27 protein-coding genes are annotated in these 26,635 nt (G+C 69.0%); 5 read left to right on the top strand and 22 right to left on the bottom strand.

Annotated features, from left to right (window positions below):
* Positions 1–41 precede the first annotated feature (41 nt).
* The gene (locus tag ACSVC7_RS09745; RefSeq protein WP_448202986.1) at positions 42–425 is read left to right on the top strand and encodes a hypothetical protein; all 384 of its coding nucleotides are present in this window, start codon (positions 42–44) and stop codon (positions 423–425) included.
* Here the strand turns inward: ACSVC7_RS09745 and ACSVC7_RS09740 are convergent.
* Together ACSVC7_RS09740 and ACSVC7_RS09735 are read right to left on the bottom strand one after the other, a co-directional pair.
* Complete coding sequence (locus tag ACSVC7_RS09740; RefSeq protein WP_448202987.1) at positions 397–933, bottom strand: isoprenylcysteine carboxyl methyltransferase family protein; 537 nt, start codon at positions 931–933, stop codon at positions 397–399. The two genes, ACSVC7_RS09745 and ACSVC7_RS09740, sit on opposite strands and share 29 nt — an antisense overlap.
* Positions 934–935: 2 nt before the next feature.
* The gene (locus ACSVC7_RS09735; RefSeq protein WP_448202988.1) at positions 936–2,069 is read right to left on the bottom strand and encodes a type III polyketide synthase; all 1,134 of its coding nucleotides are present in this window, start codon (positions 2,067–2,069) and stop codon (positions 936–938) included.
* 84 nt (positions 2,070–2,153) lie between these two features.
* Between ACSVC7_RS09735 and ACSVC7_RS09730 the strand changes: the two genes are divergently transcribed.
* Entirely contained in the window at positions 2,154–2,891 is a 738-nt protein-coding gene (locus ACSVC7_RS09730; RefSeq protein ID WP_448202989.1) for a DUF502 domain-containing protein, read from the top strand.
* Positions 2,892–3,093: 202 nt separating this feature from the next.
* Here the strand turns inward: ACSVC7_RS09730 and recG are convergent, their stop codons facing one another.
* The 17 genes from recG to ACSVC7_RS09645 all read right to left on the bottom strand — a co-directional run bounded on the left by recG (position 3,094) and on the right by ACSVC7_RS09645 (position 22,352).
* The gene (gene recG, locus ACSVC7_RS09725) at positions 3,094–5,175 is read right to left on the bottom strand and encodes an ATP-dependent DNA helicase RecG (protein ID WP_448202990.1); all 2,082 of its coding nucleotides are present in this window, start codon (positions 5,173–5,175) and stop codon (positions 3,094–3,096) included.
* Positions 5,176–5,612: 437 nt separating this feature from the next.
* Positions 5,613–7,031: a homospermidine synthase gene (locus ACSVC7_RS09720; protein WP_448202991.1), complete on the bottom strand. Its 1,419-nt coding sequence runs from the start codon at positions 7,029–7,031 to the stop codon at positions 5,613–5,615.
* Positions 7,032–7,186: 155 nt separating this feature from the next.
* Entirely contained in the window at positions 7,187–8,449 is a 1,263-nt protein-coding gene (locus ACSVC7_RS09715; RefSeq protein WP_448202992.1) for a type III PLP-dependent enzyme, read from the bottom strand.
* A gap of 454 nt (positions 8,450–8,903) precedes the next feature.
* Positions 8,904–9,728, bottom strand: coding sequence for a bacteriohemerythrin (locus ACSVC7_RS09710; RefSeq protein ID WP_448202993.1), 825 nt, complete (start codon positions 9,726–9,728; stop codon positions 8,904–8,906).
* Positions 9,729–9,883: 155 nt separating this feature from the next.
* Positions 9,884–10,459 (bottom strand): 1,2-dihydroxy-3-keto-5-methylthiopentene dioxygenase, encoded by a 576-nt coding sequence (locus tag ACSVC7_RS09705; protein ID WP_448202994.1) that lies wholly within the window; start codon positions 10,457–10,459, stop codon positions 9,884–9,886.
* Between the two features lie 101 nt (positions 10,460–10,560).
* The gene (locus ACSVC7_RS09700) at positions 10,561–11,781 is read right to left on the bottom strand and encodes an MFS transporter (RefSeq protein ID WP_448202995.1); all 1,221 of its coding nucleotides are present in this window, start codon (positions 11,779–11,781) and stop codon (positions 10,561–10,563) included.
* Positions 11,782–11,905: 124 nt separating this feature from the next.
* Entirely contained in the window at positions 11,906–12,778 is an 873-nt protein-coding gene (locus tag ACSVC7_RS09695) for a VOC family protein (RefSeq protein WP_448202996.1), read from the bottom strand.
* A gap of 35 nt (positions 12,779–12,813) precedes the next feature.
* On the bottom strand, positions 12,814–14,100 hold the full coding sequence (locus ACSVC7_RS09690; RefSeq protein WP_448202997.1) for an NAD(P)/FAD-dependent oxidoreductase: 1,287 nt from the start codon (positions 14,098–14,100) through the stop codon (positions 12,814–12,816).
* Positions 14,097–14,777: an ABC transporter ATP-binding protein gene (locus tag ACSVC7_RS09685; RefSeq protein WP_448203173.1), complete on the bottom strand. Its 681-nt coding sequence runs from the start codon at positions 14,775–14,777 to the stop codon at positions 14,097–14,099. The genes ACSVC7_RS09690 and ACSVC7_RS09685 overlap by 4 nt, the downstream gene beginning before the upstream one ends.
* 35 nt (positions 14,778–14,812) lie before the next feature.
* Entirely contained in the window at positions 14,813–15,589 is a 777-nt protein-coding gene (locus ACSVC7_RS09680) for an ABC transporter ATP-binding protein (protein WP_448202998.1), read from the bottom strand.
* Positions 15,589–16,611 (bottom strand): branched-chain amino acid ABC transporter permease, encoded by a 1,023-nt coding sequence (locus ACSVC7_RS09675; RefSeq protein WP_448202999.1) that lies wholly within the window; start codon positions 16,609–16,611, stop codon positions 15,589–15,591. The genes ACSVC7_RS09680 and ACSVC7_RS09675 overlap by 1 nt, the downstream gene beginning before the upstream one ends.
* Positions 16,604–17,518 (bottom strand): branched-chain amino acid ABC transporter permease, encoded by a 915-nt coding sequence (locus ACSVC7_RS09670; RefSeq protein ID WP_448203000.1) that lies wholly within the window; start codon positions 17,516–17,518, stop codon positions 16,604–16,606. The genes ACSVC7_RS09675 and ACSVC7_RS09670 overlap by 8 nt, the downstream gene beginning before the upstream one ends.
* Positions 17,519–17,654: 136 nt before the next feature.
* On the bottom strand, positions 17,655–18,776 hold the full coding sequence (locus tag ACSVC7_RS09665; protein WP_448203001.1) for an ABC transporter substrate-binding protein: 1,122 nt from the start codon (positions 18,774–18,776) through the stop codon (positions 17,655–17,657).
* Between the two features lie 34 nt (positions 18,777–18,810).
* Complete coding sequence (locus ACSVC7_RS09660) at positions 18,811–19,311, bottom strand: L-2-amino-thiazoline-4-carboxylic acid hydrolase (RefSeq protein WP_448203002.1); 501 nt, start codon at positions 19,309–19,311, stop codon at positions 18,811–18,813.
* A 233-nt stretch (positions 19,312–19,544) separates the two neighbouring features.
* Positions 19,545–20,051 (bottom strand): thioesterase family protein, encoded by a 507-nt coding sequence (locus ACSVC7_RS09655; protein ID WP_448203003.1) that lies wholly within the window; start codon positions 20,049–20,051, stop codon positions 19,545–19,547.
* Between the two features lie 97 nt (positions 20,052–20,148).
* Positions 20,149–20,541, bottom strand: coding sequence for a MerR family transcriptional regulator (locus ACSVC7_RS09650; protein WP_448203174.1), 393 nt, complete (start codon positions 20,539–20,541; stop codon positions 20,149–20,151).
* A gap of 107 nt (positions 20,542–20,648) precedes the next feature.
* Complete coding sequence (locus tag ACSVC7_RS09645) at positions 20,649–22,352, bottom strand: long-chain-fatty-acid--CoA ligase (protein ID WP_448203004.1); 1,704 nt, start codon at positions 22,350–22,352, stop codon at positions 20,649–20,651.
* 228 nt (positions 22,353–22,580) lie between these two features.
* Here ACSVC7_RS09645 and ACSVC7_RS09640 point away from each other — a divergent pair, with 228 nt between their 5' ends.
* From ACSVC7_RS09640 to ACSVC7_RS09630, 3 genes are read left to right on the top strand one after another with little or no spacing between them, the layout of a single operon-like run.
* The gene (locus ACSVC7_RS09640; RefSeq protein WP_448203005.1) at positions 22,581–22,880 is read left to right on the top strand and encodes an SCP2 sterol-binding domain-containing protein; all 300 of its coding nucleotides are present in this window, start codon (positions 22,581–22,583) and stop codon (positions 22,878–22,880) included.
* A 38-nt stretch (positions 22,881–22,918) separates the two neighbouring features.
* A complete protein-coding gene (locus ACSVC7_RS09635; protein WP_448203006.1) occupies positions 22,919–23,563 on the top strand; it encodes a DUF6134 family protein in 645 nt (214 codons plus the stop codon).
* Between the two features lie 32 nt (positions 23,564–23,595).
* Positions 23,596–23,880, top strand: a complete 285-nt coding sequence (locus tag ACSVC7_RS09630) for a DUF1488 family protein (RefSeq protein WP_448203007.1) — start codon at positions 23,596–23,598, stop codon at positions 23,878–23,880.
* Between the two features lie 194 nt (positions 23,881–24,074).
* Here the strand turns inward: ACSVC7_RS09630 and ACSVC7_RS09625 are convergent, their stop codons facing one another.
* Genes ACSVC7_RS09625 through ACSVC7_RS09615 form a run of 3 tightly spaced genes read right to left on the bottom strand, consistent with a single transcriptional unit; the run spans position 24,075 to position 26,595 of the window.
* Positions 24,075–24,812: an ABC transporter ATP-binding protein gene (locus tag ACSVC7_RS09625; protein ID WP_448203008.1), complete on the bottom strand. Its 738-nt coding sequence runs from the start codon at positions 24,810–24,812 to the stop codon at positions 24,075–24,077.
* A complete protein-coding gene (locus ACSVC7_RS09620) occupies positions 24,800–25,564 on the bottom strand; it encodes an ABC transporter permease (RefSeq protein WP_448203009.1) in 765 nt (254 codons plus the stop codon). Before ACSVC7_RS09620 ends, ACSVC7_RS09625 begins: the two co-directional genes overlap by 13 nt.
* Positions 25,564–26,595 (bottom strand): ABC transporter substrate-binding protein, encoded by a 1,032-nt coding sequence (locus tag ACSVC7_RS09615; RefSeq protein WP_448203010.1) that lies wholly within the window; start codon positions 26,593–26,595, stop codon positions 25,564–25,566. The genes ACSVC7_RS09620 and ACSVC7_RS09615 overlap by 1 nt, the downstream gene beginning before the upstream one ends.
* Positions 26,596–26,635: the final 40 nt, after the last annotated feature.

The raw sequence follows: 26,635 nt of genomic DNA, 5'->3' as shown, positions 1-26,635 counted from the left end.
GGCCACGCGCACACCGGAACCCGAGAGCCCCGAGAAAGCCCATGTTCTTCACGATCCCCAACGCCAAGCGAGTCGATGCCAACCGTCTGCTGTCGGTGGTCGCCATTCCCTTCGCGGCGGCCGTCGCGATGGCGACGGCGGTGGCCGCCACGGGTGCGGTGACCGACCCGATCGCGGAGGCGGGCGGAGCGATGGCCTTCCTGCTGGGCTTCGTGAAGTTCTGCTATCTGGCCGTCAGCATGGCCCATCTGTCCGGCGCCATCGCCGAGCGCACCACCGGCGGCCTGCCCGCCGGCCTGTGGCTGGACGAGATCGGCGAGACGGAGCCGCTGACCAAGGAAGCCTTCTGGCACGCCTTCCCGAACCATCTGGACGGCGCCGCCATCGCCGGCTGCGTCACGCTGCTCTGCTTCCTGGCGGCGTGATCGTCGGCGGGATTGGGCGGCGCCCGGTCAGCGTGGACTCCTCGACGCGGATGCGGTGCAGGGTCAGCGGCACATTCAGGGCCGAGGCCAGCACCGCAATCCACACCTCCCCGAACACCAGCGGCAAGACGGCCAGTTCCCCGGCCACGACCAGATAATTGGGATGCCGCACCCAGCGGAACGGCCCCCGGCGGACCAGCGGCGCCCCCGGCAAGGTGATGATCCGCGTGGTCCAGAATCGCCCGAGCGTGGCGATCACCCAGACCCGCCCGGCCTGCAAGGCGACGAACAGCGCCAGCAGCCACCCATTCACCGGCGCATCGGCCGGGGTCGTCAGGAACAGCAGCGCCAGCCAGCCCGCGTGCAGGGCGACGAACAGCGGGTAGTGGGCCGCCCCGACCTCCCGCGCGCCCTCGGCCAGCAAACGGCGGGTGTTCCGCCGGGCCAGCGCCAGTTCGGCCAGCCGTTGCGCGGCGACCAGCAGCAGGATGACCTGCGGCCAGCCCACGTCTAAAGCTCCGCCAGCGCCAGGGCGGCGGTGAAGCCGGGTCCGAGCGCGCTCATCAGGTGAAGGCCGCCGGCTCCGGCGGCGATCCGGCGCTCCAGCACGAACATCACGCTGGCGGCGGACATGTTCCCGCAGGCGCGCAGCACCGCCCAGGCGTCGGCCAGCCCGTCGGACACCGGGGCGAACACCTCCTCCAGCGCGTGCAGCACCTTCGCCCCGCCGGGGTGGCAGACCAGCCCGGCGAGGTCGCCGCGCGTCATCCCCTGCCCGTCCAGGAAGGCTTCCAGCACCGGCCCCAGGCGGGCGCGGATCAGCTCCGGGATGTCCTGGCTGAAGACCACGCCGAACCCGTCGTCCTCGACGCGCCAGCCCATCACGTCGCGGGTGGCGGGCCATGTGTGCTCGGCGCTCGCCAGCAGGCGCGGGCCGGTGCCCGTGCCGTCGTCGGCGCGCAGCACGGCGGCCGCCGCGCCGTCGGCGAACAGGGCACTCGCCACCACGTTGGTCGGCGTCGCCTCGCCCGTGCGGCAGGCCAGCGTGCACAATTCCACGACCAGGAACAGGACGGCGCGGCCCGGCATGGCCTGCGCGAACTGCCCGGCGCGCGCCAGCCCCAGCACACCCCCGGCGCAGCCGAGCCCGAACAGCGGCAGCCGGATCGTCTCCGGGCGGAAGCCCATGCGCTCCAACAGCAGCGCCTCCAGGCTCGGCGTGGCGATGCCGGTGGTGGTGGCGCAGACGATGGCGTCCACGTCGGCCGGGCGCAGCCCGGCCTGGACCAGCGCCTTGCCCGCGGCCTCCTCCAGCAGGGCAAGCCCACCCTCGCGGAAGGCGGCGGTGCGTTCCGGCCAGCCGCGCGGCTCGGTGTACCAATCCATGGGCATGACCGCGTGCCGCGTCTCGATGCCCGTGTTGGCGAAGACCGGGGCCAGACGGTCGAAATCGCGCATGCGCGGCCCGAAGACGGCCCGCGCGGCGGCCAGCGTGTCGTTCTGGTCGAGTCGGTGCGGCGGAAGGGCCGTGGCGACCGACAAAAGTCGGGGGCGGTGGATCATCGCTAGGGATGTGGCGCGCGTCCGCCCGCCGGCCCACTCATCCGGACGGAGTTCCAACCGATGCCCCACGCCCACCGGCATATGCGGTCGCCGCACCACTTAGTGAATTGAGCCCGACCCGGATCCTGTATCACTATGGGACAACAGTGTTTTCGGGGGTGCAGCGTGGACGGGAGCGAGCAGGACATCGGAGCCGCGTCGGCGGCCGAGGCCACGGCGCCGCGCCCGCCACGGCGCGAGGGCATCGGGCTGATGGCGCGCCTGCGCGCCTATCTGCTGGCCGGGGTGCTGGTGACGGCCCCCATCGCCGTCACGATCTACATCGGCTGGTGGTTCCTGTCCGTCATCGACGGGCACATCCGCCCGCTGATCCCAACCGCCTACAACCCGGAAAACTACCTGCCCTTCTCCATCCCCGGCATCGGCGTGCTGACGCTGATCATCGCGCTGACGCTGATCGGGGCCTTCGCCGCCGGCTATGTCGGGCGCCTCGTCGTGCGCATGGGCGAGGGCGCGGTGGAGCGCATGCCGGTCGTGCGCTCCGTCTACGGCGCGGTGAAGCAGATCGTCGAGACGGTGGTCGCCAAGAAGTCCAACGCCTTCCGCGAGGTGGTGCTGGTCGAATACCCGCGCCGGGGTGTCTGGTCGCTGGGCTTCATCACCGGCGCCGCCCATCCGGAGGTGCAGAAGGTCTCGGCCGAGCCGATGGTCCACGTCTTCATCCCCTGCGCGCCGCCGACCGCCGGCTATCTGCTGATGGTGCCGCGCAGCGACGTGACCGTACTGGACATGACGGTGGAGGACGGGCTGAAGATGGTGATGTCCGGTGGCATCGTCAGCCCGCCCGACCGCAAGCCACGCGAGGTTAAGCTCGTGACGGAGCCGGAACGGGAGCGGGCGTAGGGTCCGTATCCCCCTCTCCCAGCCCCGCTGGGAGAGGGAGGGGCCCGCGAAGCGGGAGGGTGAGGGCAAGGTTGAACCGAGAATTCAGGTGAAGCGCACGTAGGATTCTCGGCGCAAACTCGCCCTCACCCTCCCACCGCTTCGCGGCGGGTCCCTCCCTCTCCCGCCGGAGGCGGGCGAGGGGATTTTGAGGATTTTTCGGTCAACCCGACCTTAGCGTCTTCGCCGCCGCATCCCGTTCGAACAGGTACAGCAGCGTCCTGAGCGCCTGCCCGCGCGGGCTGGACAGGTCCGGGTCGCGGTCCACGATCAGCTTGGCGTCGTCGCGGGCCGCGGCCAGAAGCTCCCCGTGCACGGCGAGGTCGGCCATGCGGAACTCCGGCAGGCCGGACTGGCGGGTGCCCAGCACCTCGCCGGCGCCGCGCAGGCGCAGGTCTTCCTCGGCGATGAGGAAGCCGTCCTCGGTGTCGCGCATGGTCTTCAGACGGGCGCGCGCCGTTTCGGTCAGCTGCGGGTCGAACAGCAGCAGGCAGGTGGAGGGCTTGTCGCCGCGCCCCACCCGGCCGCGAAGCTGGTGAAGCTGGGCGAGGCCGAAACGCTCCGCGTGCTCGATCACCATGACGGTGGCCTCGGGCACGTTCACGCCGACCTCAATGACGGTGGTGGCGACCAGCACGTCCAGTTCGCCCGCCGAGAAGGCGGCCATCACAGCGTCCTTGTCCGGCCCGCGCATCTTGCCGTGCACCAGCCCCACCCGGTCGCCGAAGGTGGCGCGCAGGAAGGCGTGGCGCTCCGTCACGGCGGCGAGGTCGTTCTGTTCGGACTCCTCCACCAGCGGGCAGACCCAGTAGGCGCGCGCACCCTCCTGCACCTTGCGGTGGATGCCGTGGACGACGTCCTCCAGCCGGTCGAGCGCGACGGTGACGGTCTGGATCGGCTTGCGCCCGGCCGGCTTCTCGGTCAGGCGGGAGACGTCCATGTCGCCGTAGGCGGTCAGGGTCAGCGTGCGCGGGATCGGGGTGGCGGTCATCACCAGCACGTCCACCGCCCGCCCCTTGGCCGAGAGCTGGAGCCGCTGGTGCACGCCGAAGCGGTGCTGCTCGTCGATCACGGCCAGCGCCAAATCCTTGAAGGCCACGTCCTCCTGGAACAGGGCGTGGGTGCCGACCAGGATCGGCAGCTCGCCGGAGGCCAGCCGGTCCAGCACGGCCTGCCGCGCCTTGCCCTTGTCGCGCCCGGTCAGCAGGGCGATGTCCACCCCCGCCGCCTTGCACAATGGAGCGAGGCTTTCCGCGTGCTGGCGCGCCAGGATCTCGGTCGGGGCCATCAGGGCGGCCTGGTGCCCAGCCTCCACGGCGTTCAGCATGGCCATCAGGGCGACCACCGTCTTGCCGCTGCCCACGTCGCCCTGCAGCAGGCGCAGCATGCGCCGCTCCGCCGCCATGTCCTGATAGATTTCCTCCAACGCCGTCGCCTGAGAGCCGGTCAGGGCGAAGGGCAGCGCCTCCGCCACCTTGCGGCGCAAACGCCCGTCGCCCTGGATGACGCGGCCGGACAGGCGGCGCTGCTGCATGCGGACCAGCGTCAGGGCAAGCTGGTTGGACAGCAGCTCGTCATAGGCGAGGCGCGTGCGGATGGGTGCTGTGGGGGCGAGGTCGCCCTCGTCCTCCGGCGAGTGGGCGCGGCGGATGGCGTCGTGCCACGTCGTCCAGCCGTTCTTCGCGCGCCAGGCGGCGTCCTGCCATTCCGGCAGCTCCGGCACGTCGTTCAGCATGGCGCGCACCGCCTTGCGCAGCGTCTTGGCGGGAAGGCCGGCGGTCATGGGGTAAACGGGCTCGACCGCCTCGATTTCGTCCTTCGATTCGACGGGGACGACGGCGTCGGGGTGGGTGATCTGCGGCGTTTCGTGGAACCATTCCACCTTGCCCGAGACGACGACCGTCCGGCCGACGGGAAGCTGCTTTTCCAGCCAGTCGCCCTTGACGTGGAAGTAGATCAGCTCCAGCACGCCGGTCTCGTCGGTGCAGCGGACCTTGTAGGGGTGGCGCGGGTTCACCGGCGGCGCGTGCGCGTCCACCCGCACGGTCAGCGTCGCGACCCGCCCGTTCGGCGCGCCGGTAATCTTCGGCGAGAAGCGCCGGTCGATGACGCCGCACGGCAGGTGCCACAGCAGGTCCGCCACATGGGGACCGGCCAGCTTCTCGACCAGCTTGCCCAGCCGGGGGCCGAGGCCGGGGAGCGCCGTCACCGGCTTGAACAGGGGGAAGAGGACGACGGGACGCAAGGGAGGCTCTGTCTCGCGGGAGAACGGGAGAGGAACCCCATTCAATCCCGCCCGGCGGGCTCCGCGTCAAGGGGGCGCCAGCGTGGCCGTTGTGGAAAAGGGAGGTGTGGTAAGCGTTGGGGGCGGAAAAAGAGTGCGGCGGGGTGCGATGGAGCGGGAAGCCCAGGGGCGGGGGACGCCGATCCCCTGGGCCATAATCATCGCACCCCGCCGCAGGAACCGATCCGGCGGGGTATGCGGGAGAGACCGGACCGGCGAGGGCCGGCGGCGTAAGCCGCCGGTGGATAACTCGCCAAGAATACAGAGCGGGTTAATGAGAAGCGTTTTACCCGCCGGGCCGTTGCCCCACCCTTGCGGGATCATGAAATCCCGTTCATGACACACCGGATGCCGCCGCAAAAAGAAAGGGGGCTCCGAAGAGCCCCCCTTCCCGATCCTCACACGACCCGGAAGTTCTTGAACTGCCAGGGGTCGTCCTGGTCCACGTCCTCCGGGAAGAGGCGGTTGCGGTCCTGGAGCGGGGTCCAGTCGCCGTAGGCGCCGACGACCGGGCCCAGATACGGGGTGGCGATCTCCAGCACGCGCTGGAAGTCCATCTCGTCCGGCTCGACGATGCCGCGGTTCGGGTTCTCCAGCGCCCAGACGATGCCGGCCAGCACCGACACGCAGACCTGCAGGGAGGTCGCGTTGTTGTAGGGGGCCAGCTTGCGGGCCTCGTCGATGGACAGGCGGGAGCCGTACCAGTAGGCACCCTTCTTGTGGCCCATCAGCAGCACGCCCAGCTCGTCGATGCCACTGATAATCTCGTCCATCATCAGGCGCTGTTCCGGCTGCATGAACCAGTTCTTGCCGGCCAGTTCATGCACCGACTTCACCGCGTCGTCGCTGGGGTGATAGGCGTAGTGCACGGTCGGGCGGTAGGTGACGTGATTGCCGTCGCGCACTGTGTAGTAGTCGGCGATGGAGATCGCCTCGCTGTGCGTGATCAGGAAGCCGTGGAACGGCCCCTCCAGCGGCGTCCAGGTGCGCACGCGGGTGGATGCGCCGGGGCGCATCAGGTAGATGGCGGCGTCGCAGCCGAATTCGTGCCGGCGGCCGTCCGGCGGCAGCTCCTTCTCGTGGCTGCCCCAGCCGAGTTCGGCCGGCTGGCAGCCTTCGCCCACGAAGCCGTCGATGGACCAGGTGTTGACGAACTCGCCCACCTTCTTCGGCTGGTTGGAGACCTGGGTGTCGCGCTCCGCGACGTGGATCACCTTGACGCCGAGCTGCGCGGCGAGCCCGGCCCAGCCGGCGCGGTCCTTCGGCGTCTCCACCGCCACGCCGGTGTCGCGGGCGATGTTCAGCAGCGCCTGCTTCACGAAATGCGACACGAGGCCGGGGTTGGCGCCGTGGGTCAGCACGGCGGTCGGCCCGCCCTCATAAGCGGCGCGGTGCGTCAGCGCCGATTCGCGCAGCGCGTAGTTGGAGCGCAGCGAGGGCGTCAGCGACGTGTCGGTGTAGCCGCCGGCCCAGGGCTCGACGCAGGTGTCCAGGTAGAAGGCGCCGACCTTGTGGCAGAACTCCATCAGCGCAATGGACGACACGTCCACCGACAGGTTCACCAGGAAATCGCCCTTGCCCAGCATGGGCTCCAGCACGTGGACATAGTTGTCCTTGGTCAGCGGCAGGTTGATGAACCTGACGCCAAGCTCGTCCGCCTCACCATGGCCGCGCTCCTCAGCGGTGATGATGGTGATCTGCTCCTTCGCGATTCCGATATGGCGCAAAATCAGGGGCAACACTCCCTGGCCAATCGATCCGAAGCCGACAATGACCATGCGGCCGGTGAAGGAGAGGTGCTTGATGTCCAGGGTCATCGACGAAGGTCCCCCGAGGCTGGCGAGTCAAAACCACGACCCGGCGACCCCGCTCCTCTTGAAGGGCAGCGTGGGTCGTCGGGCCAACGAGTGTTTACGGTGATTTTTTTGAGATATCCACAGCTTTCCCGCACCGCGTCACGGGCGTGCGGGTGTTAGGCAACGCAGGATTTCAAATCGTAGCCCGGAGTCTCCAGGAGAGGCAGATCCGAGACTTCGACCACACGCGCCTGATCGAAACCGTTGAAGGCCGTACGCAGGCAGGAACCGTAAGCGCCCAGTTGCCCCAGCTCGATCCAGTCGCCGGCGCGGATGTCGGCCGGCAGGTGGAACGGGCCTTTCATCTTGTCCGCGCTGTCGCAGGTCGGGCCGTAGAAGCTGAAGGCCTCCAGCGGCGCGTCCGTCATCGGCGCGAAGGGACGGATCAGGCGGGCCGGGAAGCGGAAGCCGGGCACGCCGGCGTCCGACAGGGCGCCGTAGACGCCGTCGTTGATGAACAGCTCGTTGCCGCGCCGCTTGATCACCTGCACCACCAGCGACACGCCCGGCGCCACCAGCGCGCGGCCCGGCTCGCACCACACGCGGCAGTGCGCCGGCAGGTCGAGCTTCGCCACGCCGCGCCCGATGGCGGCCATGAAGTCGCCGAGCGGCGGCGGGGTGACGCCCGGATAGGACACCGGGAAGCCGCCGCCCACGTCCAGCACGTCGATCACCACGCCGGATTCCGCGATGATGCGGCCGGCCAGCTCCATCGCGCGCTCGTAGGCGGCCGGGTCGAGCATCTGGGAGCCGACGTGGAAGGACACGCCGACCTTCGGAGCGACCATGCGCGCGGCGCGCAGAAGCTCCACCGCCTCCGCCGCCGGAGCGCCGAACTTGCCGGACAGGTCGTAGACGGCGTTGCCCTTCGGCAGGGCCAGCCGCACGACGAGGCCGAGGTCGGGCGCGTCGCCGGTCTCCTCCCGGATCTTCTGAAGCTCCTCCATGCTGTCGAGCACGAAGTCGCGCACGCCATACTGCTGGTAGGCGGTGCGGATCGACTCGCGGCCCTTCACCGGGTGCATGTAGTGCAGCTCGGCGTCCGGGAACATCTGGCGGATCAGGCGGATTTCGCCGGGCGAGGCCACGTCGAAGTGACGGACGCCGCCCTCCCACAGGGCGCGCAGGACCGCCGGCTCCGGGTTGCACTTCACCGCGTACAACACGTCTCCGGCCACCGCCGCGTCGAAGGCCGCGACGAAGCTGGCCGCGGTGTCCTTCAGGACGCCCGGACGGATGCAGTGCATCGGGTCCTCCGGCCGGTGCAGCGCGATCGCCTGCACGACGGACGACCGCCGGGTCGCGGCGACGGAAGAAGCCGAAACCGAAACCCCACGGCGGAGCGGGGCGACGGCGGAGCGGGAACGGATGAAGCCCATGGCGCACTCCTGACCCTGAGCCGATCCAGAAAGGCGGCTCAGCGAAAAGACGGGAAGCCGGCGCGGCGCCATCAGGCTTGGCCGCAATCCGATCTTCGGGTGTTTCGGGGAAAGGTGACGGGAAAAAGCCGGGCCGAGCGCTCACGCGGGCAGATCGCTCCGCGCGTCAAAGCGTCGATGTCCGGCTATGGGCTACCGTCTGAGAGCCCTGCCGTGGCGAGCCAACATGCCTACCTCCCTCTCGGGACCGGCCCACTGACGACCGGTTCTGCCAAAAAGGACGCGGTACGTCGTTGCATAACCACAGAGGGCCATTGGCACGTGCGAGTGCGTCGTCCCGCATGAATTACGCTTTTCGGACGGGGATTCAAGTGATTTTTTTATGGCGGTCGGGGATGGCCGGATGGGCTTCCGGCCTGCCGGAGATTTTACCGCCGTCCCTTACCGCCGGTCTTTACCGCCCCGGGGCTTCCCTCGCGGCGGCGAAGGTCGGACGGTCGGAGCCCAGGACGTGGTCCATCAGCCAGAAGCGGAAGAAATCGCGGGCCGCGACGCCAAGGTCGACCCGCCCGGCTTCGATTTCCGCCCGGATGCGGGCGAACTGGGCCACAAGGACCTTGTGGTGCGCGCTGTGCCCCAGGAAACGGCTGGGAAGCTGGGTGCGCAGCATGCCCTCTTCCATCGCGAAGTGGGCCTGGACATGGTCCTGCATCAACTCCAGCAGTTCGAGCCCTTCGGCCACAGAACCGTTGCCTCGGCTGATCCGGTCGATTTCGTTCAGGCATTCCACCAGTTGGCGATGCTGGGCGTCGAGCGCCGCGATACCGATGTCGAAGCTGGGGTCCCACAGGATCAGGTCGGGGCCGGGTGCCGGGGTGGAGGCATTGCGGACCAGCGCGGCGTATTCGCTGTCATGCCGGATCTCGTGGCGGCACAGGGCGGCGTCCAGCGTGCCGGCCACCGTGCACATGAAATCGTTGGTGACGTCGCATTCCCGCACATAGTCGATCAGGCGGCCGAGTTGCTGATCGAGCATTTCGTGCTGGTGTGCGTGCTCCTCCCACCGGCGATAGCCGACGGCGCGGATGATGACCTCCTCATGATCGAAATGCGCGCGCATCTCGTTCACGAAGTCGCAGAAATGCGGAACGACCTCGTCGCGCGGGGCTCCGGTCGCGCATTCGCGGCGGATCGTCCCGACGCGGTCCATCAGCGCCGCGTGGGTCACGTCGATGAAGCTGTTCCCCGTGCGCGGAACGGTGTGGCCGTCCGTGGTCATGGAGCCTCCGAAGCCGCGGCAACATACCCGAATAACGGGAAAAAACGCCGCGCATTGCCTACCCGGTTCGCTTGTAACAGCGAATGGAAACGTCCGCAACGGGCTGCGACCATTGGTTACAGCGCAGGCACCCTATACTTTCGCATTGTGTCGCGTCAGCGCGGCGCCCCGTGCGCGTCGGATTGCCGCGCACCGTATTTCGGGAAGCGATCGGCGATCACGTCGCCCGTGAACGCCGCCACCCAGCCGTCCGGGCGCGTGAAGAAGCGGATGGCGGTGAATTGCGGGTCCGGCCCCATGTCGAACCAATGCTTGGTGCCGGCCGGGACGCTCAGCAGATCGCCCTGCTCGCAGACGATCTGGTAGACGCGGTTGTTCAGATGCAGGTAGAAGGCGCCGCTGCCCTCGACGAAGAAGCGGGCCTCGTCCTCCTCGTGGGTGTGTTCCGACAGGAACTTGGCCCGCAAGGTCCCGCTGTCCGGCATGCCCTTCGGCACGCGCACGACGTCGGCCGACCGGTAGCCGCGCGCCGCCTTCAGGGTGGCGATGGCGCCGGCGTAGGCGGCGAGCACGGCCGCGGAATCGGCGGCGTCGGGAATGGCCTGTTCGGCCTCCCATTGCTCGAACAGAATTCCGGCCATGGCGAGATGCCCTGCCACGACGGTCCGGTCGGCGGTCGCCAGCTCCGGAAGGATGGGGTCGCAATCGCTGTAGACGGTCAAACGGGCCATGGACGCATCGCTCCTGATCGGCGGGAAGAATGCCGCGAACGCGTGCGCATGGCAACCATCAATACGATCATATTCAACAAGTTGCGCCCGTATTTCGCGAATTAGCGATGGCTTGCCAAAGCGGCGGACACGGCCACGCCGACCGCCAGCAGCAGGCCGACGAAGCCGGCGACCCCGGCCCAGCCGTGGCCGTGCCAGAAAACGCCGCCCAGCGTTCCCGCGGTGGTCGAGCCCATGTAGTAGCAGAACAGGTAGATGGCCGAGGCCTGCCCCCGGTTCGACGTCGCGCGCTGGCCGATCCAGCCGGACGCGATGGAATGGACGCCGAAGAAGGCGAAGGTGAACAGCGCGATGCCCGGCGTCAGGGTCCACAGGCTGTCGGGGCTCATCAGCGCCAGCCCGGCAGCCATCATGACCGCCGCGGCGGCCAACACCCGCCCCGGCCCCAGCCGCCCGGCAAGGCCGCCGAACAACGGTGAGCTGACCACCCCGCAGAGATAGACGAGGAAGACCGCTCCCACCGCCGCCGGCCGCAGGTCGAAGGGCGGCGCGATCAACCGGAAGCCGATGTAGTTGAAGACCGTGACGAAGGACCCCATGGACAGGAAACCCATGGAGAACAGGGCGAGCAGCCGGCCGTCGCCCAGATGCCCGCGCCACGCCGCCGCCAGTTCCCGCAGCCCCGCCGGCCGCCGTACGAACCGCCGCGACGCCGGCAGCCCGAACCAGACGGCGAAGGCGGCGAGGATGCCGATGCCGCCCACCACGGCCATCGCCGCGCGCCACGTCGCGAGGTCGGCCACCAGCGCGGTCAGCGCCCGCCCCGACATGCCGCCGAACGCCGTGCCGCCGATGTACAGCCCCATGGTCATGCCGGCCGAGCGGGGGTCCACCTCCTCCGACACGAAGGCCATGGCGACGGCGGGCAGGCCGCTCAGCGCCATGCCTTCCAGCGCGCGCAGCGCGAGCAGCCCGCCCCAGCTGGGCGCCAGCGCCCCCAGGATCCCCAGCGTGCCGGAGGCGAGCAGGGACAGCGTCATGATGCCCTTGCGCCCGAACCGGTCGGAGATCGCGCCGGACACCAGCATGGCGATGGCCAGCACGCCGGTGGACAGCGACAGGGCGAGGCTGGACTCCGCGGGCGTCACGCCGAACTCGCGCGTGAACTCGGGCATCAGCGGCTGAACGCAGTAGAGCGTGGCGAAGGTGGAAAATCCGGCCACGAACAGGATGGCGCTCGCCCGCCGATAGGCCGGGCTGCCAGCGACCAGATAGTCCCGCGCCGCCGCGCCCTGCCCCGCCCCGAAACCGCCATCCAACACGATCGCCCTCGCCCGTTCGCTGCACCGCAACAGAACTGTGCGCCCGGTCGAGCGTGGCTGTCCAATATATCAGACGCAGGCCACCAATATGTTTTCGATATGACTGGGGCTGGCGTCCAACCCCTTACGGAATGAGGGTGCGCAGGTCGAATTCCTTTGCGAAGGCCAGCATCACGCCGCAGGCGTTGGCGGAGGACACGCGCAGGACGCCGTTGCCGACGACCGTCGGGAACTTGCTTTTCTGCAAGGCCTGCTGCGCGCGGTCGAGGTCGTCCACCCGCACGACCATGCCTGCCAGGATGGGGCGCGGCGCGGTCAGCAGCGGGTCGCTGGTCCAGCCCCAATGCAGGGCCGACGGCGGCGCCACCAGGATCGGCGTGTCGCCGGTCGGCACGACGCGCGCCGGCCCGCGCGGCTCCACCGCCGTGCCGAACAGGCGGGCGTAGGTGCCGGCAACGGCGTCCGGATCGTCGGCCGCCACTACGAGCGCGGCAAGCCCGGTCGCGGAATTCCCGTGCTGCACATACTCCGGCCGCCAGACCACGTCGCGGGTGTGGTGCTGGCACAGGAAGACCCGGCCGCCGGGAGTCTGGGCGGTGTCCAGCGAGGTGATGGTGAAGCGCGCGTCGCGCGTCCCCTCCGGCAGGTCCACCGGGCGGCCGAAATCCACCGCGTCGGACGCCCGGAAGCCCGCTTCGGTGAGAAGCTTCTGCGCCGCGCGGGCGTCGTCGGCCTTCAGCGCCACGGCGGCGATGCCCTCGCGCGCCTTCAGGAAGTCGCTGTAGAAGGCGGTGACCGGGTGCGGCTCCTCCACGGCCAACAGCTCGACATAGTCGTCGGCGCCGAACATGAAGGTGTGGTTGATCGACTTCAGCTCCGTGTGGCGGCCACGCGGGGTGATGGTGAAGCCCAGCCGCTCATACGCCTCACGCGCCTTGTCCAGGTCGCGGACCGCGATGACGAGATGGTCGATGCCGTTGATGCCGTGTGCGCCCATGGGCGTCCCTCCCCTTTCCCGGTCAGTCTTCCCAGTCAGTCCTGGATATCCCGCCAGCGATAGAGCAGCAGCATGCCGCGGGCAAGGGTGCGTGCGACGCCGTGGAACGGCAGCGGCCGCAGCGGGGACAGCGGGATCGGCAGGTCCGAGGCCGGACGGCCCAGCCCGTACTGCGCCAGCTCCTTGCCCATGGCGGTGCCGAGCGCCACGGCGCGGCCGTTGCAGCCGATCCAGGAGACGACGCCCGGCGCCAGCTCGTGCAGGCGCGGCAGTCGTTCCGGCGTCATGCCGATGTAGCCCCACCACACATAGTCGAAGGTCACCGGGCCGATCTGCGGGAAGACGCGCTGCAACCGCTCGCCGATGCGGGCGCTCAGGCGGCGTTCGGAGTCCACGTCGAACACCAGCGCCCCGCCGGTGACCAGCCGTCCCTGCGCGTCCTGGCGGAAGAAGTACAGGTCGCCCTGCGTGTCCGACAGCGCGTGCCCCTGCGGCAGGATGGAACGGCGCACGTTTTCCGGCAGCGGCTGCGTCGCCATCTGGTAGGAGCGCACCGGCACGATGGTCTGCGCCAGCTTCGGCCACAGCGCGTCGCTGTAGGCGTTGGTCGCCAGCACCACCCGCTTCGCCACCACGCTGCCGCGTGGCGTCGTCACCCGCCAGCGGTCGCCGGCCCGGGTCAGCGCGGTCGCCGGGCTGCCCTTGAAGACCTGCGCGCCGGCCTCGACGGCGGCGCGGGCCATGCCGCGCGCCAGCGCCAGCGGGTTGACCCGCCCGCCGGACCGGTTCTGCCAGCCGCCGTACCAGTAGGGCGAGCCGGTGATCTCCTCCGCGCGGTCGCGGTCGAACAGCTCAACGGGCGCGCCGCGCCGGCCCCACTGCTCGGCCCGGCGGGCGGAGATGGCGAGGCGGCTCTTCCGGTGAGCGGGCTGGACCCAGCCGTTCTGCACCGCCTCGCAGTCGATGTTGTGCTTGGCGACGAGGCCAAACAGCAGGTCGGCGGAATCGCGCAGGACGCGCACGAACTGCTCGCCCTTCTGCTCCCCCCACAGCGCGACGAGGTCGTCCGGGTCGGCGCGGGTCAGGGTCGGGATGACCTGCCCGTTGTTGCGTCCCGACGCACCCCAGCCGGGCTCGGCGGCCTCCAGCACGACGGCCCTGGCGCCGGCCTCGGCCAGATGCAGCGCGGTGGAGAGGCCCGAAAAGCCGCAGCCGACGATGGCGACGTCCGCCTCGATCTCGCCCGACAGAGTGGGCAGCTCCGGGGCCGGGGGCGCGGTCTTGGCCCACAGCGACGGCGGCAACGCAACGGTAGCGGTCAATGCACATGTCCCCCGAGATAGGCGGCGCGGATGCGCGGGTCCTCGGCCAGTTCGGCGGCCGATCCCTGCAACACGATGCGCCCCGACTCCATGACGTAGGCCTGATCGGCGACGCGCAGCGCCGCCTTGGCGTTCTGTTCGACCAGTAGGATCGCCGTCCCCGTTTCGCGGATCATCGCGACGAGGTCGAAGATCTGCCGCACCAGCTTGGGCGCGAGGCCCAGCGACGGCTCGTCCATCAGCAGCAGGCGCGGGCGCCCCATCAGCGCGCGGCCGACGCACAGCATCTGCTGCTCCCCGCCCGACAGGGAACCGGCCTTCTGCGTCAGGCGCTCCCGCAGGCGCGGGAAGAGGGTGAGCATGCGCTCCAGGTCCTCATCATACTCCCGCCCGCCGCGCGACCCGGCGCCGAGGCGCAGGTTCTCCAACACGGTCATGCTGGAGAAGATCTGCCGCCCCTCCGGCGCCTGGCAGATGCCCAGGCGCACGATGTCGTGGGTCGGCAGTCCGGTGATCGGTTTGCCGTCCAGCCGGATGTCCCCGCCGGTCGTCCGGTAGACGCCGGAAATGGCGCGCATCAGCGTCGTCTTGCCGACGCCGTTGGACCCCAGCACCGTGACGATCCCGCCCGCCGGCACGTCGAGCGACACACCCTGAAGGATCGGCTGCGCCCCCATGGAGACGCGAAGGTCGCGGATTTCCAGAAGGTTGGTCACGCCGCGTCCTCCTCTTCGCCGCCGAGGTAGGCTTCCAGCACGGCGGGGTCGCGGCGGACTTCGGCGGGGGTGCCGTCGGCGATCTTGCGGCCGGACGCCAGCACCATCACGCGCTGGCAGATGCCCATGACCAGCGTCATGTCGTGCTCGACGAGCAGGACCGTCATGCCCTCCGCGTGCAGGCCCTGGATGAAGGCGGCCAGCTCCGCCGTCTCGCTGTCGTTCAGGCCGGCGGCCGGCTCGTCGAGGATCAGCAGGCGAGGGCCGAGGGCCAGCGCGCGGGCGATCTCCAGATACTTGCGCTTGCCGTAACTGAGGTTCGCCGCCAGTTCGTGCCCCTGCCCGGCCAGCCCGACGCGCTCCAGTGCCGCCCAGGTGCGCTCGCTGACCGCCTTGGCGTCGGCCTCGCCGCGTGGCCCGCGGAAGAGGGAGCGCCAGGGGGAGTGGCCGACCGCGCCGATGGCCCCGACCGACACGTTGTCGAAGACGGTCATGTTCGGGAAGATGCGCAGGTTCTGGAAGGTGCGCCCCAGCCCGCGCCGGGCAACGCGCCAGGGCTTCAGGCCGGAGATGGTCTCCCCGTTGAAGCGCACCGTGCCCTCGCTGGGCGGGGTGAAGCCGCTGATGAGGTTGAACAGGGTCGTCTTGCCGGCGCCGTTCGGGCCGATCAGCCCGACCAGTTCGCCCTGCCCCACATGGCCGGACACGCGGTCCACCGCGACGAGGCCGCCGAAGCGGCGCGTCAGGTTCTCAATCTCAAGAAGGGCCGCCATCATCGCCACCCGATGCTTTGGCGGGCGGAGCCCGCATTGCTCTGGCGGGCAGCGCCCGGCTTCCAGCCCGCCCCGAAGGAGGAGCGGACGAGGTTCAGCGCCGACACCTCGCCGAACAGCCCCTTGGGCAGGAGGAGGATGGAGAAGAACATCACGCAGCCCACCACGATCATGCGCACGTCGCCCACGGGGCGCAGCGCCTCCGGCAGGACGATCAGCAGTACGGCGCCGATCACCGCGCCGGGCAGGCTGCCCAGGCCGCCGACCACGATCATCGCCAGCACCAGGATGGACTCGCCGAAGCGGAAGTCGTTCGGGCTGATGTAGCCGGTCGTGTGCGCCCACAGCGATCCCGCGATGCCCGCGAAGAAGCAGGCGATGGCGAAGACCTCGCCCTTCAGCCGCACCACGTCGATGCCCATGCTGTCGGCGCACTGGTCGTCCTCGCGCAGCGCGCGCAACGCGTTTCCGTAATAGGAATGCGTCAGCCGGTGCAGCACCCAGAGGGAGACCAGCATGACCACGGCCACGACCAGATAGCTGCCCAGGTTGCCGGACAGGTCCATGCCGAACACGTGGAAAGACGGAATCGCGGGAATGCCCATCGGCCCGCGCGTGAAGTCCACCCAGTTCAGCAGCGTGCCGTGGATGATCTCGCCCATGCCCAGCGTGGCGACGGCGAAATAGATGCTGACCAGCCGCATCGTCGGCAGCGCCACCAGCACCCCGCCGATGGCCGCGGCCACGCCCGCCAGCGGGATGGTCAGCAGGAACGGCACGCCATACCGCGTCGCCAGCAGGGCCGCCGTGTAGGCGCCGATGCCGTAGAAGGCCGCGTGCCCCAGCGACAGCAGCCCGGCCACGCCGGTGATGAAGTTCAGGCTGGCGGCCAGGATCGCAAAGATCATGGCGGTGATCGACACCCGGAACAGGTAGCCGGAGCCCGACGCCTGCAGCAGCGCCGGCACCAGCACCAGCACGGCGAGCGCGACCGCCAGCGGAAGGATGCGGGATTTAGACACGGTCGCGCGCTCCGCCGAAGAGGCCCGTCGGGAAGAAGATCAGCGTCAGCAGCAGGAAGCCGTAGGCGATCATTTCGCTCCAGCCCTGCGCCAGGAACTCGGTCGCCACCGCCTCGGCAAGGCCGAGGAAGATGGCGCAGACGACCGCGCCGGGGATGCTGCTGAGGCCCCCCATCACCATGGCGACGAAGGCCTTCACGCCCGGCGCGAAGCCCATGGTCGGGAAGACCGACCCGTAATAGAGCGCCACGAGGATGCCGGCGACGGCGCCCATCACCGACCCGACCACGAAGGTCGCGATGATCGTGCGGTCCGTGTTGATGCCGACGTACTTGGCGCCCAGCGGGTTGTTGGCGACCGCGCGGATCGACAGGCCGATGCGCGTCCGGTACAGCAGGAACTGCAACCCGGCGAACATGGCGACCGCCGCCCCGAAGATCACGAACTGCCCGGTGGAGAAGGACAGCTCCCCGATCTGCACGGGGTCGGTCAGCTGCACCTCGAACGGCACGGGGCGCATGCCGCCGCCGAAGACCTTCTCCACGACCTCCCGCACGATGATCGACACGGCGAGCGAGGAGAGCAGCGTCGCCTCCCGCATCGCCTTGGATTTCAGCGACGCCTCGTCCTGGAAGCGGCGGAAGGGCTTGAAGGCCAGCCGTTCCAGGCCGAACCCGGCGACCGCCCCCACGGCCATGACGAACAGCACCACCGCGATCAACGGTGGCGCCAGCGCGGTGATGAGCACCACGCCCGCGTAGGCCCCGACCATGTAGACCTCGCCATGCGCGAAGTTCACCACGTTCAGCACGCCAAAGATGAGCGTGAAACCGATGGCGATCAGCGCATAGACCAGCCCGACGGAAAAGCCGTTCACGAGCTGCTGGACGAAAAAGGCGTCGAACATTCCATAATCCCAAGCACGGGAGCCCCCTCCCTAACCCTCCCCCGCTTCGCGGGAGAGGGAATTCAGGCCCTCCACCGCGAAGCGGGGGAGGGAGGGACCCACGCGCCAGCGTGGGAGGGAGGGGGCAAGCGGCGCGTTACTTCACCAGCACGAACTGGCCGCCCTTGATCTCCATGCGGGCGAGTTGCTTGGACGGCTCGCGGGTCTGGGGATCGAAGGTGGTCTCGCCGGTCACGCCGGGGAAGCCGGCGGTCTGGGCCAGCGCGTCGCGCAGGCTCTTGCGGTCCACGGTCGGGCCGACCTTGGCGATGGCGGTCAGCATGATGTTGGTCGCGTCATAGGCCTGGGCGGCGAACATGGTCGGGTCGGCCTTGTAGCGGGCCTTGTACTCGTCCACGTAGGTCTTCACGACCGGCTCCGGGCTGTTGGCCGCGAAGGTCGTGGACAGCTTCAGCCCATCGGCCGCCGGACCGGCCAGCGCGACCAGCTTCGGCGAATAGAGCGAAGAGGTCGCGTAGGTCGGGATCTGGATGTTCAGCTGCCGGCGCTGCTGGAGCAGCGAGGCGCCGTCCTCGTCGAACATGCCGAGGTAGATGGCGTCCGGCTTTTCGCGGGCGATCTTGGTCAGGATGGTGCGGAAGTCGCGGTTGCCGGGGTTGTAGAACTCGGTCGCGACGATCTGCCCGCCGCCTTCCTTGACCGCCTTCTCGAACTCGCCGGCGGCCGACTGGCCCCAGTCGTTCTGGATGGCGATGACGGCGATCTTCTTCTTGCCCTCGCCCAGAACCCACTTCGCCACGAAGGGGCCTTCGAAGGCCTGGGTGGTGATGTTGCGGAACTGCCAGGGGCTGATCTTGACGTAGTCCGGGTGCGAGGCCGTCTGCGACAGCTGCGGCACGCCGGCCTGCGCGTAGACCTGCGCCGCCGCCATAGACACGGTGGAGGAGAAGTCGCCCAGCACGCCGACGACCTCCGGGTCGTCCACGAACTTCTTGGCGATGTTCACGCCTTCCTTCGCGTCGTTCTTGCTGTCCTCGAACTTCAGGACGACGGTGGCGCCGGGCAGTTTGCCGGACTTGTTGAACTGCTCCACCGCCATGGTGGCGGAGTTGCGGAACACCTCGCCGTACTGCGACATCTCGCCGGTCAGCGGCGCCTGGTAGCCGAGCGCGATGGTCTTCTGCGCCAGCGCCGGCAGCGCGGAGGCGGCGACGGCCACGCCGGCGAGCGCGCCGAGGATTTTCCTGGACATGGTCATGGTCGGGTTCCCTCTGGTCTTCTTATCGGACGGCTCAGGCGGCGGCCTTGCCGGGGCGAACGCGCAGGATGCAGCAGCCGTCGCGGCCGGGCTTCCAGGTCTCGCCCTCGAAGGTGAAGCCGGCGGCCTCGAAGGTGCCGTTGTCCACCTTGCCCGCAATGGCGCACATGGTCGCCATTTCCTCCGGCGGCAGGCCGTTCTCTTCCCAGGCTTCCTTCAGCGGGCAGCGCTTGAAGGCGATGTCCAGCCCGCCCGCGTCGCAGCGTGTCACCACGGGTTCGAACATGCGGCCGTGATCGGGCACGAAGTCGAGGAAGGCGGTCTTCAGCCCTTCGAAATCGGCCGGGGCGTAGGCGGCGAAGCGGGCGCCGACTTCCGCGCCGCGTTCGCGGATCGCCGTGGCCAGCGTCTTCGCGGCGGCTTCCGCGCCGTGCTCCCGCGCCATCTCGCGGTAGATGGCGAGATAGAACATCGCCCGGTTCTTCAGCGAGCCGCGCAGCTGCTCGCGCAGATCCTCTTCCTCGGTCATCGCCATCCTTCAACCCTCTCGTTCTCTCGCCTTCGCACACCATGGCAGGCGAAGGACGTCCCATTTGTGAAATAGCCTATTTTGCGCGCGCCCACAGCGTCAATCCTTTCACAGCGAAGCGTGCGGATCGCATGTCTTCGCAGACCGCATATCACGCACCATGAATGTAATTTTAGCGGGTAAAAAATTGACCGGGCGCTCGCGCACCCGGTCCCAGGCTCACGCGTGCAAACGGGGGTTTACAGCGCGCGTTCGATCCAGGCGGCCACGGCATCGGGCATCGGCGGCGATTCCCGGCACTCGCCGTGGGCGGCCAGAACCTCGGCCGGGGGCACCACGGCTCCGCGGGCGACGAAGGCGCCGCGCACCACCGCCACGGCGGCCATGCCGCGGGCGGTCTCCACGCGGTGCTCGATGAAGAAATACCGGTCGTCCCAGCACAGGACACGGCTGATCAATTCGAATCGCTGGAAGGGCGCCAGCGGCCGGCGGAAGCGCACGTTGGCGCCACCGATCACCGGCTGCCATCGGTTGCGCAGGATCGCCCGCCCCAGGCCGGAGCGCAGCATCAGGTCCACCCGCCCCAGGTCCATGACGCTGAAATAGCGGGCGTTGGTCATGTGCATGTTGAAGTCGAGGTCGGTCGGCCACACCCGGAAGCGCAGCCGCGCCGGCTCCAGGAATCCGTTCGGGTGGCCGAACAGCGCCGTGACCACGACGGCGACCAAGCGGAACAGCAGGTTCATGCCGGCGCTCCGCAGGCCGGTTCCACACTTAGCATGTCCACCCTACCCTCCTCCGCTTCCGGACCGTGGCCCGGCGGGGCAGGTGGGGCCGCTCCGGTCAGGCGCTCTTGGACGTCATGCCGCGCTCTTCCAGGGCGGCGGTCACCTGGGATTCGATTTCCCTCAGCTCCTCGACGGTCGCTTCCAGGTCTTCGCGCTGCTGCTCCAGATCGCTCAGCCGCGCCTCGATGCGCTTCAGCAGGACCTTCAACTGCTCCACCCCGCCATCGACGTTGTAGAGGTCCAGATACTCCCGGATCTCCGCCAGCGAGAAGCCGAGCCGCTTGCCGCGCAGGATCAGCTTCAGCCGGGCGCGGTCGCGCTTGGTGTAGACGCGGTTGTTGCCGACGCGGTTGGGCGACAGCAGGCCCTTGACCTCGTAGAAGCGGAGGGCACGCGGCGTGATGCCCAGTTCCTCCGCCAACTGATTGACCGTGTAGAGCTGTTCCATGGTGGTGGGCACGCCTTCCGTCACGTCGCCATCCGGCGCCATGGTTCGTACCACACGAACGGCGACGAGACAAAGCCATGCCCGCCACTCTCCCCCTCAATCCCCCCTCAAGGTCCGTCCTTTTGCAAAGATTCGGCGATCAATTCCTTCTTGGACAGCTTGCCGACCGCCGTTTTGGGCAGTTCGGCGCGGAATTCGACCAGTTTCGGCATCTCGATTCGCGAAATCTTGTCCCGCAGGAAGTCCTTCAGAGCCTCCGCCGTCATGCGCGCGCCGGGCTTGAGCTGGACGAAGGCCTTCGGACTCTGGCCGCGATAGTCGTCGGGGATGCCGATGACGCAGGCGGCGACCACGTCCGGGTGCTGGTAGATCGCCTCCTCGATCACCCGCGGGTAGACGTTGTAGCCGCCGCAGATGATCAGGTCCTTCAGCCGGTCGAGCAGGAAGACGTAGCCGTCCTCGTCCATCACCCCGACATCGCCGGTGAAGAGGAAGCCGCCGGCGATGCAGCGCGCCGTCTCCTCCGGCTTGTTCCAATAGCCGGCCATGACGTTGGGGCCGGCCAGCACCACCTCCCCCTTCTCGCCGGGCGGCAGCACCCGGGTCGGGTCGTCCAGCGCGCGGATCTGGAAGGTGACGCCGGGTAGCGGCAGGCCGATGGAACCCTCCTTGTTCGCGCCGGTCAGCGGGTTGCAGGCGCAGACCGGCGACGCCTCGCTGAGGCCGTAGCCCTCCACCAGCACGCAGCCGGTCGCCTCCTCGAACTGGCGCTTCAGCTCCATCGGCAGGGGCGCCCCGCCGGAGATGCAGGTGCGGATGGAGGTCATGGGGTAGCGCGCCGCGTCCGGGTGGCTCAGCAGCGCCTTGTACATGGTCGGCACGCCGGGCAGCAGGGTCGGCCGGCGCCGCGCGATGGTCTTCAGCACCTGCACCGCGTCGAAGCGCGGCAGCAGAATCAACTCCGCCCCCGCCGCCAGCCCCATGTTCATCACCACGGTCATGGCGAAGACGTGGAAGAAGGGCAGCACGGCCATCATCCGCTCCTGCCCCAGGGCCATGCCGGGGAACCAGGCCTTCACCTGCCGCGCGTTCGCCATCAGGTTGGCGTGCGTCAGCATGGCGCCCTTCGGCACGCCCGTGGTGCCGCCGGTGTATTGCAGCACCGCCACGTCCCGGCGCGGGTCCACGGCCACGGGCTCGAACCGGCCGTCGTTCGCCAGCAGCGCGTCGAAGTCCACATGCCGGGCGTCGTTCGGGATGGCGGCCAGTTCGCTGCGCTTCAGCACACGGAACAGCACGCTCTTAAGGCGCGGCAGGATGGAGGCCATGCGGCAGACCACCACCGTCTTCAGGCGCGTCCGGCGCAGCATGGATTCGATGCGCGGGTAGATCTGCTTCAGGTCCAGGGTGACCATGATCTCGGTCCCCGAATCCTCGATCTGGTGCTCCAGCTCCCGCTCGACGTAGAGGGGGTTGTAGTTCACCACCGTGCCGCCGGCCTTCAGCACGCCGAAATAGGCGATCACGTAAGTCGGCGTGTTCGGCAGGCACAGCCCGACCCTCACCCCCGGTTTCACCCCCAGCGCCGCGAAGCCCTTGGCCGCGCGGTCCACCAGCCCGGCGACCTCCGCGTAGCTGTAGCGGCGGCCCAGGAAGTCCAGGCAGGGGCGCTCGGCGAAGCGGCGGGCGGCCTCGTCGAACAGCTCCCACAGGGGGGCGACGGGGATCGGCTGGTCCCAGGCGATGCCCGCCGGGTAGTGGTTCAGCCAGGGCTGGCCCGACACCGATTTACGCGCAAGATTCTCGGCCATCTCCGATCCTCCCGGCTGCGCTGCGGGTCAAAAGGCGCGTGGGCGCGGAGGGAGACAGCGTGACGGGATTCCGGGCGCGAAGGCGTTCTGCATGGTTTCACTCCCCAGTGACGGTGTTCCCTGGATCGTTCGGCGCCGGGAACCTTTTCGTTATGACGTTGACGTAAACGTAAGGCGCACCTACTGTCAAGACCAGACGTGCATCGCTGACCGGAGAGAGGCCCACCCATGGTTGACGACATCCTGCGGGAGTTGCAGTCCCGCTCCACCAGCTTCCGCGGCCTGAAGGCCGCCGTCCGCTTCGCGCTGGAAAACGGCGAGGTGGTCCGCGTGGACGCCCGCAACAATCCCGTCTCCGTCAGCCGCGAGGACGGCGAGGCCGACTGCACCATCCGCATTTCCGGCGAGAACCTGAAGAAGCTGATGGACGGCCGCCTGAACCCGATGATGGCCTTCACGATGGGCAAGCTGAAGGTGGACGGCTCCATGGGCATCGCGCTGAAGCTGGCGCAGCTTCTGGACGAGTGACCGAACAAAAAGAAAGAAATTCGGGGAGGACACGCACCATGAGGCACGGACTCCGCGCCGCGCTCGCGGCCGGCCTGCTGCTGGCCGTACCTTTATCCGCTCCCTTGGCTGCCGGGGCGGCTGGGCCGCGCACGCTGACCTACCAGATCCTGATGGGGGACGATCCCATCGGCACCGAGACCGTGCGGGTGGAACCGCAAGGCGATGTGACGAAGGTCGCCGTCACCGCCTCGACGCGGGTGAAGGTGCTGTTCGTCAACTTCCGCTACGACCACCAGCGGGAGGAGCTCTGGAAGGGCGCCACGCTCGACCGGATGAGCGCCAGGACGGACGACGACGGCACGCCCCACGTCCTGGAGATGACCCGGCGCGGCGTCGGCTACGCGGTGACGGTGGACGGCAAGACCAGAGAGGCGCCGGCCGACGCCCTGCCCCTGACGCTTTGGACGCCGGAGGTGCTGAAGCGCCCCACCCTGCTGTCGGTCATCGACGGCAAGCCCCATGCGGTGCGCGCGGAGTCCCTGGGCGTGGAGACGCTGGACATCGACGGGCGCCCGGTCAAGGCGCAGCACCACCGCATCGCCGGCGACGTGGAGCGCGACCTGTGGTTCGACGCGGACGGCACGCTGCTGAAGACACGCTTCAAGCGCAGCGGCTACGATGTTACCTACATCCTCAAATGACCGAACTCAAATGACCGAGCCGTGAGGACGTGATGCCCATCTTCGTGTTCCCCGACGATCCCATCTGGAACGAGGAGGCCGACGCGGTCGAATTCGCGGTGGAGGTCGGGGAATACCACGGTCAGGTCTTCATCCCCCGCCGCGCCCTGCAAAGCCTGATCGGCCACACGCCGAAGCCGGAGGAGGCCTTGCAGTTCGTCTGCATGAACCGCCCCGTCTTCGACAAGGCGGTCGAAGCACGCATCATGGACCGGAACCTCGACCCGGACGCCAACATCCACCTGACGGCGCGGGATGTGCGGCGGGTGTTCCCGTAGCCCTGAATTCCCCTCGCCCGGCTCCGCCGGGAGAGGGAGGGACCCGCGCCGGAGGCGCGGAAGGGTGAGGGCAAGGTTTCTCCGAGAGTCCTGATAAGGCGCACATTGGCTTCTCGGAAAAACCTTGCCCTCACCCTTCCCACTTCGTGGGCCCCTTCCCTCTCCCATCGGAGATGGGCGAGGGAATGACTTCCTCAAATGCTGTAATTGTCCGCAATCCCTGACCGCAGCTGCTCGACCTGATCGCGGAAGACCACGCCTTCCCGGCCGGGGTCGTTGGTCACGTCGCGCACGATGCGGGCCGGGCTGCCGCCCAGCACGATGATGCGGTCGGCGAGATGCACCGCCTCTTCCAGATCGTGGGTGACGAAGAGGATGGTCTTTCCGGTCTCCCGGTGGATGCGCCGCAGCTCGTCCTGAAGGCTGTGGCGGGTGATGGCGTCGAGCGCGCCGAAGGGCTCGTCCATCAGCAGGATGTCCGGATCGACCGCCAGCGCGCGGGCGATGCCGACGCGCTGCCGCTGGCCGCCCGACAGCTCGTAGGGCCAGCGCCGGCCGTAGTCGTCCAGCCGCACGAGCCGCAGGGCGGCCTGCACGCGCTCGTCGCGCTCGACGGCGCTGATCGGCAACCCCTCCAGCCCGAAGCGGACGTTCTTGGCGACCCGGCGCCAGGGCAGCAGGCGCGCGTCCTGGAAGACGAGGCTGACCGGGCGGTGGCCGGGCTTCTTCGTCTCGTGGATGGTGACGGAGCCGCCGCGCGCCTTGTGCAGGCCGGCGACCACGCGCAGCAGCGTGGACTTGCCCACACCCGACGGGCCGACGATGGCGACGAAGCTGCCGCGCTCGACCGACAGGTCCACCTCCACCAGCACGGGCGGGGCGTCGGCGCCGTAGCCGATGGCGACACCTTTCAAATCAATCACTTTTGCCATGCGAGCACCCGCTGCTGGACCTGCATGAACAGGAAGTCGCAGACGCCGTAGAGGGCCGCGATGGTCACCATGTACAGAACCACGATGTGCGTGGCGAGCAGGCCGGAGGCGTCGGACATCCGCGCGCCCAGGCCGGCGATGCCGAACAGCTCCGCCGCCACCACGGTCATCCAGCCCTGCCCCAGCCCGGCGCGCACGCCCGACAGGATGCCCGGCAGCGCCCCCGGCAGCACGATCTTGAACAGGCGCGGGACCAGCCCGCCCTGGCCGAAGGCATAGCCCAGTTCGATCAGGTCCTTGTCCACGCCGCGCACGGCGGCGTAGGTGGCGTAGTAGTTGATCCAGAAGACCGTCAGCGCGATCAGGAAGGTCGCCGCCGCCTCGCTGACCCCGAACCAGATGATGGCGAAGGGGATCCAGGCGATGGAGGGGATCGGGCGCAGCATGCGCACCACCCAGGCCTGCAAGGCGTCCCACACGCCCCACATCGCCGCCGCCGTGCCGAAGGCGATGCCGAGGAAGGTGCCGAGGATCAGGCCGCTCAAGTAATGCGACAGGCTCGCCAGCACCATGTTCGGCCAGGTGCCGGAGCGGAACTCCGCAACGAAGGCGCCGGGCACCGCGCTCGGCGAGGGCAGCAGGCCGGCCGGCACGACGCCGCTGCGCGCCAGCGCCTCCCAGGCGACCAGGAAGACGCCGACGCCGAGCGCCGACAGGGCGATGGAGCTGTGGAGCCGCAGCGGCTGGCGCATCACTTACCGACCGCGGCGTCGTAGAAGCGGAAGTCGAAGGCCTCCGCGACCGGGATGGTGCCCTCGGCCGAGCCGATCTCCTTCGCGTAGGCCATCATGTTCTCGACCGCCGGAACGACGCCGTGCGGGTCGGCCACGAACTTGGAGCCGGGCGAACGGAACGCCTTCTCCAGCGTCGCGGCGTCCATCAGGCCCTTGCCCAGATACTCGTTCACCACCTTGGCGGCGTGGGCCGGGTCCTTGGCGATCAGGTCCACCGCGCGGATGTGCGCCTTGATCAGCGCGTTCAGCGCCGGAGCGTTGTCCTTGATGACCGCGCCGCGGGCGGAGACGACCGTGCCGGGCTGGTTCGGGAACATCTCCGCGCCCGTCGCCAGCAGGGCGACGTTCGGGTCCATGTTCTTGGTGACGGTGACCGTCGGCTCGCGGATCGTCGCGGCGTCGAGCGCGCCGGCCAGCAGCGCCTGCTGCGTCTTCTCGATGCCCATGGACACGAGGTCGACGTTCGCCGGGTCGGCCTTCACGACCTTGAACAGCCAATGGCGCAGCACCGTGTCGGGCACGGAGCCCGGCGGCTGCGTGCCGATCTTCACCTTGCGGCCGTTGTCGGCGACGAACTTTGCGAAGGATTCCGCCGTCGCGTGGTTGCCCACCGCCTTGGCGAACGGCCCGCGCCCGGCGACCACCATCTCCTCCACCGCCGAGTTCGCGATCACCGAGACGTCGGCGCCCTTGGAGCGGGCCACCAGCACCGGCGCCACGCCGGCGTAGAGCAGGTCGATCTTGCCGGCGGCCATGGCCTGGATGGCGTGCGGCCCCGATTCGAACTTGGTAAGCTTCAGGTCAATGCCGGCCTCGCGCGCCCAGCCCTCGCCGTCGATGATGAACAGCGGCGCGGCGGCGAGAATGGGGATGTAGCCGATCTCCAGCTTCACCGGAGCGGCCGCGCGAGCGAGGCCCGGCGCCAGGGCGGCGAGGGACGTGACGGCGGCCAGCGCCAGCATCGCGGAGCGTCGGGTCAGGTCGGTCATGGGGCTCATCCTCTGGAGAATTCCCACCCTATTTAGCATA

It is taken from the genome of Azospirillum mesophilum (genome assembly GCF_053470405.2).
Note: the sequence above shows the minus strand (reverse complement) of the source record. Positions and strands in the feature narration are given on the sequence as shown.

What these genes read in the sequence shown, in the direction of transcription:
- ACSVC7_RS09745 (WP_448202986.1), top strand. Translation starts at nt 42, where the DNA reads ATGTTCTTCACGATCCCCAACGCCAAGCGAGTCGATGCCAACCGTCTG.
- ACSVC7_RS09735 (WP_448202988.1), bottom strand. Translation starts at nt 2,069, where the DNA reads ATGCCGGTGGGCGTGGGGCATCGGTTGGAACTCCGTCCGGATGAGTGG.
- ACSVC7_RS09720 (WP_448202991.1), bottom strand. Translation starts at nt 7,031, where the DNA reads ATGACCCTGGACATCAAGCACCTCTCCTTCACCGGCCGCATGGTCATT.
- ACSVC7_RS09715 (WP_448202992.1), bottom strand. Translation starts at nt 8,449, where the DNA reads ATGGGCTTCATCCGTTCCCGCTCCGCCGTCGCCCCGCTCCGCCGTGGG.
- ACSVC7_RS09710 (WP_448202993.1), bottom strand. Translation starts at nt 9,728, where the DNA reads ATGACCACGGACGGCCACACCGTTCCGCGCACGGGGAACAGCTTCATC.
- ACSVC7_RS09705 (WP_448202994.1), bottom strand. Translation starts at nt 10,459, where the DNA reads ATGGCCCGTTTGACCGTCTACAGCGATTGCGACCCCATCCTTCCGGAG.
- ACSVC7_RS09695 (WP_448202996.1), bottom strand. Translation starts at nt 12,778, where the DNA reads ATGGGCGCACACGGCATCAACGGCATCGACCATCTCGTCATCGCGGTC.
- ACSVC7_RS09685 (WP_448203173.1), bottom strand. Translation starts at nt 14,777, where the DNA reads ATGGGGGCGCAGCCGATCCTTCAGGGTGTGTCGCTCGACGTGCCGGCG.
- ACSVC7_RS09680 (WP_448202998.1), bottom strand. Translation starts at nt 15,589, where the DNA reads ATGGCGGCCCTTCTTGAGATTGAGAACCTGACGCGCCGCTTCGGCGGC.
- ACSVC7_RS09670 (WP_448203000.1), bottom strand. Translation starts at nt 17,518, where the DNA reads ATGTTCGACGCCTTTTTCGTCCAGCAGCTCGTGAACGGCTTTTCCGTC.
- ACSVC7_RS09665 (WP_448203001.1), bottom strand. Translation starts at nt 18,776, where the DNA reads ATGACCATGTCCAGGAAAATCCTCGGCGCGCTCGCCGGCGTGGCCGTC.
- ACSVC7_RS09660 (WP_448203002.1), bottom strand. Translation starts at nt 19,311, where the DNA reads ATGGCGATGACCGAGGAAGAGGATCTGCGCGAGCAGCTGCGCGGCTCG.
- ACSVC7_RS09655 (WP_448203003.1), bottom strand. Translation starts at nt 20,051, where the DNA reads ATGAACCTGCTGTTCCGCTTGGTCGCCGTCGTGGTCACGGCGCTGTTC.
- ACSVC7_RS09650 (WP_448203174.1), bottom strand. Translation starts at nt 20,541, where the DNA reads ATGGAACAGCTCTACACGGTCAATCAGTTGGCGGAGGAACTGGGCATC.
- ACSVC7_RS09645 (WP_448203004.1), bottom strand. Translation starts at nt 22,352, where the DNA reads ATGGCCGAGAATCTTGCGCGTAAATCGGTGTCGGGCCAGCCCTGGCTG.
- ACSVC7_RS09640 (WP_448203005.1), top strand. Translation starts at nt 22,581, where the DNA reads ATGGTTGACGACATCCTGCGGGAGTTGCAGTCCCGCTCCACCAGCTTC.
- ACSVC7_RS09635 (WP_448203006.1), top strand. Translation starts at nt 22,919, where the DNA reads ATGAGGCACGGACTCCGCGCCGCGCTCGCGGCCGGCCTGCTGCTGGCC.
- ACSVC7_RS09630 (WP_448203007.1), top strand. Translation starts at nt 23,596, where the DNA reads ATGCCCATCTTCGTGTTCCCCGACGATCCCATCTGGAACGAGGAGGCC.
- ACSVC7_RS09625 (WP_448203008.1), bottom strand. Translation starts at nt 24,812, where the DNA reads ATGGCAAAAGTGATTGATTTGAAAGGTGTCGCCATCGGCTACGGCGCC.
- ACSVC7_RS09620 (WP_448203009.1), bottom strand. Translation starts at nt 25,564, where the DNA reads ATGCGCCAGCCGCTGCGGCTCCACAGCTCCATCGCCCTGTCGGCGCTC.
- ACSVC7_RS09615 (WP_448203010.1), bottom strand. Translation starts at nt 26,595, where the DNA reads ATGACCGACCTGACCCGACGCTCCGCGATGCTGGCGCTGGCCGCCGTC.